This window comes from Staphylococcus kloosii, assembly GCF_003019255.1.
Taxonomy (GTDB): domain Bacteria; phylum Bacillota; class Bacilli; order Staphylococcales; family Staphylococcaceae; genus Staphylococcus; species Staphylococcus kloosii.
Genome location: NZ_CP027846.1, coordinates 849,226 through 862,742 on the forward strand (window position 1 = coordinate 849,226; position 13,517 = coordinate 862,742).

The window sequence follows — 13,517 nt, forward strand, 5'->3', positions numbered from 1 at the left end:
ATACGGCGTCTTTATTAATTTTCTTTTATAGTTGAACGTAAATTATATTTTAGTAAGATTTCCAATATAATTATAATAAAAGTTGTGATAATTAATACACTCACGTATGGTACAAAGCTGTACTGACCTTGTATGCCAACTAATGGTGACATTATTCCACCAAGTATAAATTGGAACAATCCTAATAAGCTTGAAGCATTACCGCTGCCACCTGTACGAGATTCCATAGCTAATGCGAAACTCAAAGGACCAATTCCTGTAACAGGACAGACGTTTAAAAAGAAACCTATAATTAAGACCCAGATAGGTAAATGTAAGGATAATCCTATAAAGATAACAACTACACCTACAATTTGAATAAGCGTGAGTAAGATTAATAAGCTAAAGCGACTAATATATTCGACTAGTTTAGCAGTAACCTGACTCATTATAATTAAACCGATACTATTAATTGAAAAAATAATACCTAATTCTTGTGGTGATAAGCTATAAATTTTCTGCGTAATAAAAGGGCCGGCAGAAGCGAAACTAAATAGCATAACGTACGTTAAACCTTGCAACAACATAGGAATAATAAATTTCTTTTGTTTTAATAAAGCACCAAAGTCTTTAAATATTTCAGTGAAATTTAATTGTGCCGTGTCATGTGTACGTGTTTCTTTCATTTTGAATATAGCTAATAACAATATAATAAAACTTATAATCGTTAATGCTACGAATACTGCTCTCCAGCCAGCTAAGCTCAACGCATAACCACCAAGTGGAGGGGCTAAAATGGTAATGATACCATTAACTACAAGCAATGAAGCTAATGCTTTTGCAAGAGAGGGTCCTTCGTAATTATCACCTACAGAAGCTTTAGCAATAACAATAGCGCCACCACCTGTTAATCCTTGTATAAAGCGTAATGCTAAGAAAAATGGCAATGTAGTTGTAAAGATAGCTATAAGTGATGCAACGGTATAAATCGTAATAATTATAAGTGCGATCTTTTTGCGTCCAAATGCATCTGATAACGGCCCAAAGATAAATTGGCCTAACGCCAATCCTATCATTGCAAATGACATCGTAAGCTGGACGTGCGATGTTGTTGAACCAAAATCTTTAAGTACGTGTGGTAATGACGAAGCATACATATCTATAGTTAAAGGACCATAAGTGGTCATAATACCTAATACAATAATAATCATTAAAGGTAAGGGACTTTTAGTCTGTGTGTCCATTTAGTGTTCTCCTTTATTTAACAGTCAGTTGTTAATTATAACGTTAGTCTATTATTTTGTAACTAGTTATTATGATTTTTGTCTATTAATAATAGACGTGCAATATTTACGGCCGTTTGTTCCATATATTTACGGCCATTGTCTAATGCGTCTTTTAGTGAACAAGGGTGTTGTAAAATGCTAAATACAGATGATATGCCATGGTCATATACTGCTTGATAACCTTCACCAAGACTGCCAGCAATTGCTATTACCGGTATATTTAATTGTTGTGCAGCATGAGATACGCCAATCGGTGTTTTCCCATAAATTGTTTGATAATCCATTTTACCTTCACCGGTAATTACTAAGTCAGCATCTTTTACGCGTTCTTTAAATTGAGTTTCTTTTAGCACAATATCGATACCTTTGGCTAAATTAGCATTTAAAAATGCTAATAACCCAGCGCCCAATCCACCTGCTGCGCCAGCACCTTCAATGTCTTTTACAGACACGTTAAGTTGTTGCTCAATCACCTCATGGTAATGTGTCAATGCAGCATCTAATTGTTTTACCATCTCTTCTGTAGCACCTTTTTGTCTGCCATATATTTCACTAGCGCCATATTTACCTAATAAAGGATTGGTTACGTCACATGCTACTTCAATCGATGTATGTTTAAGCTTATGATTTAGATTACTCGTATCTATATGTGATAGTTTAGCCAAAGCAGCACCGCCAGCATTGAGTGGTTGATTTTCGCTATCGAGAAATTTACAACCTAATGCACTTAACATGCCTGCGCCACCATCATTTGTGGCACTACCACCTATGCCTAAAATAATATGTTTAGCACCTTGTTCGAGTGCATCGTTAATAAGTTGACCAGTACCATAACTAGTTGTAATTAATGGATTTTTATCCTCTTCAGCGATTAAATCTAGCCCAGAAGCACTGGCCATATCAATAATTGCAGTATTTGTTTCATGAGAATAACCATATGAAGCGGTTATCATTTTGTTAATAGGGTTTTGTACAGAGATTTTTCGGTAGCTAGCATTTAAAGCATTGACTAAAGCTTCTGTAGTCCCTTCGCCACCATCAGCCATAGGAATTTTATCAAACACTGTTGAGTTAGGAAAAACGTGTGAAAAGCCTGTTTCAATTGCATTAGCAACTTCTATTGCAGTCATACTTTCTTTAAATGAATCCGGTGCGATAACTATTTTTTTTATATTTGTCATGATTTAAGCCTCCAACGTTGCCTTATAATGAATATATTAATCTTAATATGAAAAGGTTTACAATGCAAAATCGCGATAACTTAATTTTTGCGTTGTTTTGTTAGAAAGTTTAATCTAACAAATAGCATTATTTGAAAAGTTAAATGAAGAGCCTTTTAAATTACAGAAAGTGAAAACTTTTCTATAGAGCGTGAACATATTTGAAAAAATGGGTAGAGAATAATATAGTTTTGAGTTGTTAGATATCAATAATATTTTGATTTTTGAAAGAAGGTATAATAATGGTTAGTTCAAATAAAATAATAGATATCCATCATCATATTATTCCGAAAGTATATAAAAATGCACTAAAAGAATTAGGTATAACGACTGCGGGAGGCTTCCCGATTAAAAATTGGGAGCCTCAAGATAGTTTAGAGATGATGGATGAACTCGATATAGATGTTGGTGTGACTTCTATTTCAGAGCCAGCAACGTTACCTTTTAAAAAAGCTAAAGCTGCCAAAGTCGCTCGCCAAGTTAATGAATATCAAGCGCAATTAAAGCGAGACTATCCCAATAGATTTAAAAGTTTCGCCTTATTACCTATGCCACATGTTAAAGAAACTTTAAAAGAAATAGATTATGCATTAAATGTATTACACCTTGATGGAGTAGGTTTGCTATCAAATTATGGTGATGATTTCCTGGGAAATGACAAATTTGATATAGTAATGCAAGCATTAGAACAACATCACGCAAATGTCTTTATTCATCCAAGTTCGACTTCAAAAAATTTAAAGCGCCAGAATATATTTTTGCAGATTTTATAGAAGAGTTTACATTTAATACTACTAGAGCAGCTTCTAATTTAATCTTTAGCGGAACATTAGAGCGTTATAAAAATATTAATTTCATCTTGGCGCATGCAGGTGGGACGTTACCGTATCTAACATGGAGAATTAATGAAACGTTACGCACTCAAAAATATATAATGGCGGATCCCCGAAATAGGTTGAACGAATTTGTAAGTAGTAGTAAGCGTGAACTTGCAAAAGAAGTAATTAAACATCCATTTCAAAATATACTGATGTTTAAGAAGTATCGTAAAGGATTGAAACGGTGGGCAACGTTAAATGAAAGTACAGCATATTATATAAATAGATTTTATTTTGATACAGCACTATCAACAGGAGAATCAGTGTTTGCATCATTAAAAGAAGTTACAGATATTTCTCACATTTTATTTGGCTCGGATGCCCATTATGCACCAAATAGTTGGGTTGCTAAAATGGAAGAAAATATCGATGACTCGCAACACTTAAATGATAGTGACAAAACAAAAATATTCAATAGTAATGCTCTAGATATATTATATTAAATAAGCATGTATGCATTCACACTTAAGAAATGTGTTAAGAACATAAAGGAGAACAAAATGAAAATAACTCAAACTCAATATGAAGTTATTAAATTTATCATAGTGGGCGGTATAAATACTGTAAATTACTATATTGTTTATTTATTACTATTGAAAATATTAGGCGTTAATTATTTAGTTAGTCATATTACAGGGTTTATCGTGGCTTTTGTAATTTCTTATTATTTAAATTGTTACTTTGTTTATAAAGTAAAACCAACATGGAAAAAGTTTATTCAATTTCCTATTACACAGGTGATTAATATGGGAATGCAAACTGGATTGCTCTATGTGTTTGTTCATTGGCTGCATATGTCTTCTGTCATTGCGCCATTTATAGGTTTAATTATTACGATACCAATAACTTTTGTACTATCTAAATATATATTAAAAGATGATTAATATTAATGATTACTTGGAACTTTTAAAGACTTATAAGCTAAGTGAATTTGCTAATATTTTATAAAAGATTTTTAGGTTAAGCTAAATCATTTATTACAACATTTGTATTAAATAATTTTTATATAAAAAACGTTGTAAATATTTGTTGAATCGGTCATAATAATATTTCAGTCTGGTTTAAGGTGGTTTAGCGCTATGAATCAAAGTAATAATTTAAAAATAGCACAAAGAGGTGCTTATTTAAGTTTAATAGTCTATATTGTATTATCTATAGTTAAATTTATTGTTGGGACGCTTTACCATTCGGCAGCAGTAAGAGCAGACAGTCTAAACAATATGACAGACATCATCGTATCTTTAGCCGTAATTGTAGGATTGAAAATTTCAATCAAACCTGCCGACAGTAATCACCCATATGGTCATTTGAAATCAGAAAATATTTCCACATTATTAGTATCATTTATTATTATGTTTGTTGGTATTCAAGTTGTTTTCGAAAATTTACCTCGTATATTTACCAACGAAAATGCAACACCTAATGTTATTACAATTTACGTCAGCATCATCAGTGGTGTAATCATGCTAGGTGTGTATATTATTAATCATAAATTAGCAGTTAGAACATCAAGTAGCTCACTAAATTCTGCAGCGAAAGATAACTTATCTGATGCACTTGTCAGTATTGGTACAGCTATTGGTTTAGTATTTACTCAATTTGGATTACCTATAGTCGATATCATTTTAGCAACATTATTGGGCTTGTTAATCATTTATACTGGTTTTGGTATTTTTAAAGAATCTATTTTTGCGTTGAGTGATGGATTTAATGAACATGAGTTAGAAGCATATAAAAATTATGTGCAAGAAGTAGAGGACGTTATAGACGTTCAATCAATCAAAGGAAGATATTATGGTAGTAGTGTGTTTGTGGATGTGACAATTATTGTTGCTTCAGATTTAACTTTAGAACAGGCACATCAAATATGCGACGAAGTTGAACAACATATGCATTCTAAAGGCATTTCTTCAGTTTATGTGCATCCCGAACCATATTCCATTCAATAAAATATATATAACAACAAAGCATGTTGAATATGCTATCTAAAAAACATCTTTTTTTACTGATTATTTTCAGGAAATAAGATGTTTTTATTTTATAAACTTGTCTATTATATTGTGAAAAAGTGTATAGATCATTTGAGCCGTGACGTTTAATACAAGTCAGTGTAACAACTGAAATTAATAAAAAAACTGCCAACAAAGCAAATCACTTTGTCGACAGTTAAAACCTCACCTATATTAGCAAAGTTTTATTTATAGAAATTACCACCAACCGTTAGCTTCACGGAAAGAAATTGCTGCATCAATTGAACCGTAACGTTCTTTGGCATATTGAACCATACCTTTAGTTTGTTCTTCAACAGAACCAGTTCCCCATGATTCTTTAGTTTGACCTAGACCTTGATAGCCTAATTCATTAACTGCATTAGGATTACCACCTGATTCAGGTAATACTACTTTTTGCCATAATTCTTCAGTACCACCAGCATTTAAAAATTGTTGATGTACAGATTCAGTTGATTGGCTTGCTTGAGTAGTTTCCGCTGCATGAGCGTCAGATGAACTAGCACTAATACCTACGCCAGCTGCTGTTATTGATAAAGTTGCGAAAGATGCTAATAAAAATTTCTTCATTATAAAAATCCTCCTGTAATTTCTTTCACTGAATGTGTGAAAGTATGCATTATTGCTTTTAAATTCGCTATATAAATAGTTACTTTATTGTGTTAAGTCATTTATGAATTAACGTAGACTAATATAACATCTAAAAATTTTGCATAGGTTACAGCAACATAAAAAAAGAATGAGTATTATGACTTTAAGAAGACAAATATTGCAATATATCGTGTAATTTGTAACAAAAGTAAGTGAATTAATTGTATAATTTGGCTCAAGCTTACATACTAGTAAGTATAGGAAAGCGAATATAAGTATTACATTATTGAAATAAATTTGAAATAAAAAATATGTAACAGAAAGAAGGATGAATATGCCTAAACTTATATTATGTAGACACGGACAAAGTGATTGGAATGCTGAAAACTTATTTACAGGCTGGGCAGATGTTGATTTATCTGATCAAGGGAAAAAAGAAGCTATCACTTCTGGGAAAAAACTGAAAGAACAACAAATTGATATAGACATCGTCTTTACATCACTATTAAGAAGAGCTATTAATACGACATATCATTTATTATCACAATCTGATCAATTATTTATACCAGTTCATAAAACATGGCGTTTGAATGAACGACATTACGGTGGGCTACAAGGTTTAAATAAAGATGATGCACGTAAAGAATTCGGTGAGGAACAAGTACATTTATGGAGACGTTCATATGATATTGCACCTCCAGAACAGAGTGAGGAACAACGACAAGGGTATTTAAATGATAGAAAGTATGAACATGTCGATAGAAGAGTAATGCCTGAATCAGAAAGTTTAAAAGATACTTTAGAACGCGTTATACCGTATTGGAATGATCAAATTTCACAACAGTTATTAGATGGTAAAACGGTGCTTGTTTCTGCGCATGGTAACTCGTTACGCGCTTTAATTAAGTACTTAGAAGATGTATCTGACGAAGATATTGTAAGTTATGAAATCAAAACAGGTGCACCTCTTATTTACGATTTAACTGATGATTTAAAAGTAACAAATAAATATTATCTATAAAAAAGAGGATGATATCCAAATAATGGGTATCATCCTTTTTTACTAGGTAGGGTTAGAGTATGTAAGGAGAAAATACTTCATTTACTTAAGAATTAAACTGCTTTTTTATTACGCTTGTGCTGTTTGATTATCTTGAGTGCTCTTTTTCTCGTTTTGATATTTGGGCTTTTTAAATTACGTCTTGCTGTCTGTAAATCTTGTTTCATAATATAACCTCCTTAGAATATGTCTTTTATTATGCTACAAAATGAAATAATTGTAAATAGGAATTGTTACGATTTAAAAAATAATTTTAAATCTTTTTGGAAGTCAAAATGTTTTTGTTTCTAAAAGGTTAAAAATTATGTATAATGTGACGTTGCAGTCAAAAAAACTTGAAAAATTACAAACCTTAACGGAGACGACAGTAGGAGGAAACATGTCACATAAAAATAAATTAATCATGGTTATAACTATGTTGTTTGGTGGCTTTTTTGGGTTATTAAATGAGACCTTACTAACAACAGCATTACCAAGTATTATGAAAAACTTCAAGATAGAATACACGCAAGTACAATGGTTAACAACGGCCTTTTTATTAATGAATGGCATAGTCATACCATTATCAGCAATGATTATTCAACGCTATACAACAAGACAAGTGTTTATGAGTGCAATTGCAATATTCTTTATAGGTACAATTATCGCTGGATTTAGTCCAAACTTTACTGTTCTTTTAATAGGAAGAATAGTTCAAGCAATGGGCTCAGGGATTATGATGCCGTTAATGATGACAACAATATTAGATGTATTTGAACCACATGAACGTGGTAAGTATATGGGCACATTTGGTTTAGTTATTGGTTTAGCACCAGCTATAGGACCTACATTGTCAGGATATTTAGTAGAATATTTTGATTGGAGATCACTATTCCATGTTGTTGCTCCAATTGCAGCATTAACTTTTATTGCTTCACTTAAATTTGTACGGAATGTTGGTACAAATAGAAAGACGCCGATAGATGTTTTATCAGTTACGTTATCTATCCTAGGCTTCGGTGGTTTATTATATGGTACAAGTTCAATTTCAAGAGACGGATGGAATGATCCTGTTGTATTAACAACAGTCATTGGTGGCGTTATATTAGTAGCCTTATTTATCATTAGACAAACGAAATTACCAATGCCATTACTAGATTTTGGCGTATTTAAAAATAAAGAGTTTGCAATTGGTATAATCATCATGGCATTTACGATGATATCTATGATTGGTTCCGAAACAATATTGCCAATGTTTGTACAAAATATTATGAAAGAATCAGCATTACAATCAGGTTTAATCTTATTACCTGGTGCCATCGTTATGGCAATTATGTCGATTATTTCAGGCTTTTTATATGAAAAATTTGGAGCTAAAATTCTTGGCGTTATTGGTATGTTGATTGTTGTTATAACAACTAGCTTTTTCATAGTTATGAATGGTGAAACATCTAGTGGACTCTTAGCTACTATTTATGCTATAAGAATGATTGGAATAGCATTAGGACTAATGCCATTAATGACACATACGATGAACCAACTTACTCGCGAAATGAACGCCCACGGTTCTTCAATGACCAATACGGTTCAGCAAATTGCTGCTTCAATTGGCACGGCAGTTTTAATTACAATCATGAGCCAAGTTGCAAAATCATTTAAACCAGACATGAGTGATTATAAAGGAATGAATCAAAAAGAAATGGGTATTAAAATACAACATGATGCTTTACTTAGTGGTTATCATGGTGCATTTTGGTTTGCTGTTTCTATTTCAGCTATTAGTTTGCTATGTGTCTTTATGTTAAAAAGCAAACGTAAGCAAACAATAGAAAAAGCATAATTTGTTAGAAATTAACTTTGGGGGAATACGATGGAACATTATATGAAGTTAAATAGTGAGCCATTTCAACAAATAAAGAATGGTACAAAAACGGTTGAGATCAGGTTGCATGATGAAAAAAGACAACAAGTGCGTGCAAATGATATTATTATTTTTTCACATATAGAAGATAAAAATAAAACAATTAAAGTTAAAGTGAAAGAAACGGTTGAATTTCCTTCATTTCAAGCTTTGTTAAAACAATACACTAATGAAGAAATAGGGGCAGATAAGGATACACAATTGTCGCAAAACCTTGCTTCTTTATACAATATATATAGCCAAAGAGACGAATTGGATTATGGCGTACTTGCAATTAACATTAGATTGATTAAATGAAATATGTAAGTGAATTTTTATAAGCTAACAATTTTGAATGGAGGGTAGATTGTGAGAAACAATTGCCTTTCATTTTTTATTAAGCAAAATAATAAACTATGCTATAATTTGAAAGAAATATTAAGATATGTAAATTTATAGTCAGTATAAAGGGAAATTATTTTTAGTAGAGTTTGTAGGAGAGAGAAGAATGAAAAAGGTATTATTTAGTTTTATAGCTATCACAGTATTATTAGCAGGTTGTAGTAGTGGTAAGTATGCCGACAAAATTGATAAAGCAGTTAAGGCTCAAGAAAAATATCAAACGAAATTAGCAAAAGGTCAAAAAGGTGATGTTAAAAAGAAATTTGATAAAAAAGATGCAAACGTATATGTCTATAAAAAAGGTAAATATGTAACATTAGCATATAAACCATTAAAAGGTGACGCTGAAGCACATTATTACACATATAAATTTAACAATAATAAACCTAAATTGATTAAAAACTTTAATTCTAAAGGTTATGTACAAGAGCATAAAGCAGACTATAAAGAAGAAAATATGAACAAAAATTAGTTCATTGGTTATTTTGGAGGACGCATGAAAAAAATTTGGACACTTACAATCATCAGTTTAATATGTATTGTGCTATCTGCATGTTCCAACCAGCAAAACGCACATAAAGAAGATAAATACACCAAAGATGGTAAGGTGAAATTAATTATTTATGGAGATTTCAAATGTCCATATTGTAAAAAAGTAGATACTAAAATTTTACCTAAACTAAACCGACAGTATATTAAAAAGGGTAAGGTCGACTATCGATTTGTGAACATGGCATTTTTAGGTGAAGATTCTATCATTGGTTCACGCGCAGGTCATGCCGTTCAACTTTATGCGCCACAACAATATTTCCAATTTCAACAATCAATGTTTGCCCAACAACCAAACAATGAAAAGAAATGGATTACAACAACAAAAGTAGATCAACAGATTGATAAATTATCATTAGATACTTCGACAAAAGAAAAAATAAAAAAAGACTACAATTCACAAGATAGTAAATCTTGGAAAGCTGCCAAAAAAGACCAGCAGTTATATAAGAAAAATAAAATTAAGACAGCACCAACAGTCTTTATTGGTGGTACGAAAGTAGAAGATCCTTATAAATATAACAATTATAAGCATCTAATTGAGAAAAAACTAAAAAAAGCAAAATGATAAAAAAGAACATTTCTTAACTTGGATTAAAAGTTAAGAAATGTTTTTTGGATTAAATCGAAATAATTACGAATAACATATTGAGTTTTGTTAGGAAAACAGTTATAATTATAAATCGTAAACATTACTATTTAAGGAGAATGACATGAAAAAGATAACGTTTTTGACTCTGTTAGTTTTAATGATTGGCGTTGCAGCTGTTGCTTGTAGTAATAGTAACGGTGATAACAAGGATAATAAAAAGGTTAAAGTTTATACTACCGTTTATCCATTAACTTCATTTGTAGAACAAATAGGTGGCGAGCATGTTGATGTAAAATCAATATATCCTGCTGGAACTGATTTACATAGTTATGAACCAACACAAAAAGACATTCTAAAAGCTTCTAAAGCAGATTTCTTTGTATACACTGGTGATGATTTAGATCCTGTAGCAAAAAAAGTGGCAGGCACAATTAAAGATAAAGATAAAAAATTATCACTACAAACACATATCAAACAAAGCGAATTACTTTCAGACCATGACGATGATGAACACGAACATGGGCATGGTGGAGAAGAACATCATCATGGTAAATACGACCCTCATATTTGGTTAGATCCAGTGTTAGATAAACAATTTAGTAAAAATATAAAAGATAAGCTTATCGCACAAGATCCTAAACATAAAAAAGAATATGAAGAAAATTATAAAAAGTTAGCACAAGACTTAACTAAGATAGATGAGCAATTAACAGCTATTACAAAAGATAAACAAAATAATGTAGCATATATTTCTCATGATTCAATAGGATATTTAGCTAAAAGATATGGCTTTAAGCAAGAAGGCATACAAAATATGAACGCTGAAGATCCTTCACAAAAAGATTTAACTAAAATTGTACATGATATTAAATCACATAAAGTGAAGTACATTTTATTAGAAGAAAACGTCTCAACAAAAGTTACAGATACTGTACGCAAAGAGACTGACGCTAAGCCTGTGAAGTTCAATAATATGGAAAGTGTATCTTCAAAACAATTAAAAGATAAAGATGTTACTTATCAATCCATTATGCGCGAAAATATTAAAAGTTTAGATAAAGCTTTACAAGATTCATAACTGTTTTGTTGCAATCAATAATAATAAAGCACCTCAATCTAAAGGACGTTCCTTTGGGATGAGGTGTTTTTTGATTGTAAAATGTCAATTGGTGGTAAATAAATAAAGTGAAGTTTAATGGTTGATATATTTTATGTATTTGGTATAATAAGTATATTGATAAATTTGGAGGAATGACGTATGACACAATTTAATTTTGATAAAGCACATTCAGCATTAGAATTTTCTATTCGACACTTAGCAATTTCTAACGTAAAAGGACGTTTCACTGATTTTGAAGCTAATATCTCAGGTGATATTAATGATTTAAGTTCAATTAAAGGTGACGTAGTAATTAATGCAAGTTCGGTAGATACTGGCGTAGAAGACCGCGATAAACATATACAAAGCGGAGATTTCTTCGATGTGGAAAATTACCCTGAATTTAAATTTACTATTAAATCAGTAAATGATAATTCTGTTACTGGTGACGTAACTATTAAAGGTGAAACACATGAAGAAACTTTCGACGCTAAATTACAAGGTATTAGCAAAAACCCTATGAATGGTGCTGACACTGCAGGATTTATCGTAGACGGTAAAATAAATCGCGATAAATATGGCATCACATTTAACCAAGCATTAGAAACTGGCGGTATGATGTTAGGTAAAGATGTTAAATTTGAAGTGAGCTTAGAGTTCGCATTAGAAGACTAATATAGTAGTGAACTACAGCAATTAGCATTGTAAAGAATACGATTTAAATCATATTAACTTAACAATTAATATGGATGATAAATATAAACAGAGAGTGGGTTAGATAATCAATTTGATTACTAACCCACTCTTTTTGTTAAGTGTAAATTAAAAAGGGTATTGGTTGAAGCATATAATTAATATTGGAGGTGCGAACATGAGTATACCGTTACCTAAAATAGGCAAACCTGCAACAAATGCATTAATAAATAAAAATATTGCTACCTTAGAGGATGTTGCTAAGTATGATAAACAAACATTAGCTTCTTTTCACGGTGTAGGTCCGAAAGCAATAAAAATTTTGGAAGAAAATCTTGAAATGCATGCATTAACTTTCAATTATAAACAGGAGAGCGACTTGCCATTTAAACTGAGTGGTGATCTTAAATGTGATAATGCACCTAAAAGACGACTAATGTTAGATTTTTTAATTGCAACAGCAACGCTAGATAACACTTTATTAGATGAAGTCGTACATAACGATTTTATATGGGAAGTACCTGGCGCATTTACAATAAATGACAAAGATAACTTTATGAAAGAATTAAGTGAACACGCGTCCTCGATAGAATCAATGACAGTGATATATAATATTAGCCATGGTAAAACGGGTGCTATCAATGGTTATCAAGAGATGAAAGATGGAGGTAAAGTTTATTTTGCAGATTTTATGGAATTTGATAGCCATAAAAAAGATGCTAAAATTAAAAAGGTTACATCCTATGTCATTATGAATGAAGGAGAAAGTTAAATGGGTTTAGAAGTAAATAATAATAAAATCATTTTTACAAGAATTTTTAAAGCAACTACAAAAGCTGTATACAAAGCATATACAGATAAAACATTATTTGCACAATGGTTCCATCCTAAAGGTGCAACTACAGAAGTTTTCGAATTTAATGTACGTGAAGGTGGCAAAGCTTTTTTTGCAATTCACACGCCGCAAGGCACGAGTTATACAGTTACACAATATAATAAAGTTTCAGCGCCTAACTATATAGATTACAACGACTTTTTTGCCAATGCGCAAGGAGAAATTAATAAAACGATGGCTGGTATGCATAACATAATAGAAATAGAGGACGAAGGCGAAGGGTATGTAAAAGTCATTGCCACTTCAGAATTGCCTGATGCTGCATCAGCCCAACGTTTAATAGACATGGGTGTAGAACAAGGTATGCATAGCACATTTGATAATTTAGAACAGTTACTCTCTTCATAAAAAACACACGACTCAAGCTATAATATAGCAATTTGAG

At 31.5% G+C, this 13,517-nt stretch carries 14 protein-coding genes and 2 pseudogenes; 12 read left to right on the plus strand and 4 right to left on the minus strand.

Annotated elements, in window-relative coordinates; genetic code table 11:
- Positions 1 to 14 precede the first annotated feature (14 nt).
- Both C7J89_RS04010 and C7J89_RS04015 read right to left on the minus strand, forming a co-directional pair.
- Positions 15 to 1,223, minus strand: a complete 1,209-nt coding sequence (locus tag C7J89_RS04010) for a putative multidrug effflux MFS transporter TcaB (protein WP_103295355.1) — start codon at positions 1,221 to 1,223, stop codon at positions 15 to 17.
- Between the two features lie 62 nt (positions 1,224 to 1,285).
- Positions 1,286 to 2,446, minus strand: a complete 1,161-nt coding sequence (locus C7J89_RS04015; protein ID WP_103295356.1) for a glycerate kinase — start codon at positions 2,444 to 2,446, stop codon at positions 1,286 to 1,288.
- A gap of 281 nt (positions 2,447 to 2,727) precedes the next feature.
- Here C7J89_RS04015 and C7J89_RS13560 point away from each other — a divergent pair.
- The 3 genes and pseudogenes from C7J89_RS13560 (at position 2,728) to C7J89_RS04030 (ending at position 5,312) form a co-directional block, all read left to right on the plus strand.
- Positions 2,728 to 3,806: pseudogene (locus C7J89_RS13560) on the plus strand (amidohydrolase family protein).
- Positions 3,807 to 3,863: 57 nt separating this feature from the next.
- Positions 3,864 to 4,247 carry a GtrA family protein gene (locus C7J89_RS04025; protein WP_061853633.1) on the plus strand — a complete coding sequence of 128 codons (384 nt, stop codon included), beginning with the start codon at positions 3,864 to 3,866 and terminating at the stop codon, positions 4,245 to 4,247.
- A gap of 195 nt (positions 4,248 to 4,442) precedes the next feature.
- The gene (locus tag C7J89_RS04030) at positions 4,443 to 5,312 is read left to right on the plus strand and encodes a cation diffusion facilitator family transporter (RefSeq protein WP_061853632.1); all 870 of its coding nucleotides are present in this window, start codon (positions 4,443 to 4,445) and stop codon (positions 5,310 to 5,312) included.
- Between the two features lie 258 nt (positions 5,313 to 5,570).
- On the opposite strand, the gene C7J89_RS04035 is transcribed toward C7J89_RS04030, so the two are convergent.
- A complete protein-coding gene (locus C7J89_RS04035; protein WP_061853631.1) occupies positions 5,571 to 5,942 on the minus strand; it encodes an aggregation-promoting factor C-terminal-like domain-containing protein in 372 nt (123 codons plus the stop codon).
- Between the two features lie 355 nt (positions 5,943 to 6,297).
- Between C7J89_RS04035 and C7J89_RS04040 the strand changes: the two genes are divergently transcribed.
- Positions 6,298 to 6,984 carry a 2,3-diphosphoglycerate-dependent phosphoglycerate mutase gene (locus tag C7J89_RS04040; RefSeq protein WP_103295357.1) on the plus strand — a complete coding sequence of 229 codons (687 nt, stop codon included), beginning with the start codon at positions 6,298 to 6,300 and terminating at the stop codon, positions 6,982 to 6,984.
- 92 nt (positions 6,985 to 7,076) lie between these two features.
- Here C7J89_RS04040 and C7J89_RS04045 read toward each other — a convergent pair whose 3' ends face one another.
- The gene (locus tag C7J89_RS04045; RefSeq protein WP_103295358.1) at positions 7,077 to 7,190 is read right to left on the minus strand and encodes a putative metal homeostasis protein; all 114 of its coding nucleotides are present in this window, start codon (positions 7,188 to 7,190) and stop codon (positions 7,077 to 7,079) included.
- A 137-nt stretch (positions 7,191 to 7,327) separates the two neighbouring features.
- On the opposite strand from C7J89_RS04045, the gene C7J89_RS04050 reads away from it, so the two are divergent.
- The 8 genes and pseudogenes from C7J89_RS04050 to C7J89_RS04085 all read left to right on the plus strand — a co-directional run bounded on the left by C7J89_RS04050 (position 7,328) and on the right by C7J89_RS04085 (position 13,480).
- The gene (locus tag C7J89_RS04050) at positions 7,328 to 8,842 is read left to right on the plus strand and encodes an MDR family MFS transporter (RefSeq protein WP_106884391.1); all 1,515 of its coding nucleotides are present in this window, start codon (positions 7,328 to 7,330) and stop codon (positions 8,840 to 8,842) included.
- A 30-nt stretch (positions 8,843 to 8,872) separates the two neighbouring features.
- A complete protein-coding gene (locus C7J89_RS04055; RefSeq protein WP_103295360.1) occupies positions 8,873 to 9,220 on the plus strand; it encodes an ASCH domain-containing protein in 348 nt (115 codons plus the stop codon).
- Positions 9,221 to 9,410: 190 nt separating this feature from the next.
- Positions 9,411 to 9,776, plus strand: a complete 366-nt coding sequence (locus C7J89_RS04060; protein WP_103295361.1) for a cystatin-like fold lipoprotein — start codon at positions 9,411 to 9,413, stop codon at positions 9,774 to 9,776.
- 24 nt (positions 9,777 to 9,800) lie between these two features.
- Positions 9,801 to 10,421 carry a DsbA family protein gene (locus C7J89_RS04065; protein WP_103295362.1) on the plus strand — a complete coding sequence of 207 codons (621 nt, stop codon included), beginning with the start codon at positions 9,801 to 9,803 and terminating at the stop codon, positions 10,419 to 10,421.
- A gap of 145 nt (positions 10,422 to 10,566) precedes the next feature.
- Positions 10,567 to 11,511: pseudogene (locus C7J89_RS04070) on the plus strand (metal ABC transporter solute-binding protein, Zn/Mn family); the annotation flags it as partial.
- Positions 11,512 to 11,703: 192 nt separating this feature from the next.
- A complete protein-coding gene (locus C7J89_RS04075) occupies positions 11,704 to 12,219 on the plus strand; it encodes a YceI family protein (protein WP_061853624.1) in 516 nt (171 codons plus the stop codon).
- Positions 12,220 to 12,415: 196 nt separating this feature from the next.
- Complete coding sequence (locus C7J89_RS04080; protein WP_103295364.1) at positions 12,416 to 13,009, plus strand: helix-hairpin-helix domain-containing protein; 594 nt, start codon at positions 12,416 to 12,418, stop codon at positions 13,007 to 13,009.
- Positions 13,010 to 13,480, plus strand: a complete 471-nt coding sequence (locus tag C7J89_RS04085; RefSeq protein WP_061853622.1) for an SRPBCC family protein — start codon at positions 13,010 to 13,012, stop codon at positions 13,478 to 13,480.
- Positions 13,481 to 13,517 lie beyond the last annotated feature (37 nt).

What these genes read in the sequence shown, in the direction of transcription:
- C7J89_RS04010 (WP_103295355.1), bottom strand. Translation starts at nt 1,223, where the DNA reads ATGGACACACAGACTAAAAGTCCCTTACCTTTAATGATTATTATTGTA.
- C7J89_RS04015 (WP_103295356.1), bottom strand. Translation starts at nt 2,446, where the DNA reads ATGACAAATATAAAAAAAATAGTTATCGCACCGGATTCATTTAAAGAA.
- C7J89_RS04025 (WP_061853633.1), top strand. Translation starts at nt 3,864, where the DNA reads ATGAAAATAACTCAAACTCAATATGAAGTTATTAAATTTATCATAGTG.
- C7J89_RS04030 (WP_061853632.1), top strand. Translation starts at nt 4,443, where the DNA reads ATGAATCAAAGTAATAATTTAAAAATAGCACAAAGAGGTGCTTATTTA.
- C7J89_RS04035 (WP_061853631.1), bottom strand. Translation starts at nt 5,942, where the DNA reads ATGAAGAAATTTTTATTAGCATCTTTCGCAACTTTATCAATAACAGCA.
- C7J89_RS04040 (WP_103295357.1), top strand. Translation starts at nt 6,298, where the DNA reads ATGCCTAAACTTATATTATGTAGACACGGACAAAGTGATTGGAATGCT.
- C7J89_RS04045 (WP_103295358.1), bottom strand. Translation starts at nt 7,190, where the DNA reads ATGAAACAAGATTTACAGACAGCAAGACGTAATTTAAAAAGCCCAAAT.
- C7J89_RS04050 (WP_106884391.1), top strand. Translation starts at nt 7,328, where the DNA reads ATGTATAATGTGACGTTGCAGTCAAAAAAACTTGAAAAATTACAAACC.
- C7J89_RS04055 (WP_103295360.1), top strand. Translation starts at nt 8,873, where the DNA reads ATGGAACATTATATGAAGTTAAATAGTGAGCCATTTCAACAAATAAAG.
- C7J89_RS04060 (WP_103295361.1), top strand. Translation starts at nt 9,411, where the DNA reads ATGAAAAAGGTATTATTTAGTTTTATAGCTATCACAGTATTATTAGCA.
- C7J89_RS04065 (WP_103295362.1), top strand. Translation starts at nt 9,801, where the DNA reads ATGAAAAAAATTTGGACACTTACAATCATCAGTTTAATATGTATTGTG.
- C7J89_RS04075 (WP_061853624.1), top strand. Translation starts at nt 11,704, where the DNA reads ATGACACAATTTAATTTTGATAAAGCACATTCAGCATTAGAATTTTCT.
- C7J89_RS04080 (WP_103295364.1), top strand. Translation starts at nt 12,416, where the DNA reads ATGAGTATACCGTTACCTAAAATAGGCAAACCTGCAACAAATGCATTA.
- C7J89_RS04085 (WP_061853622.1), top strand. Translation starts at nt 13,010, where the DNA reads ATGGGTTTAGAAGTAAATAATAATAAAATCATTTTTACAAGAATTTTT.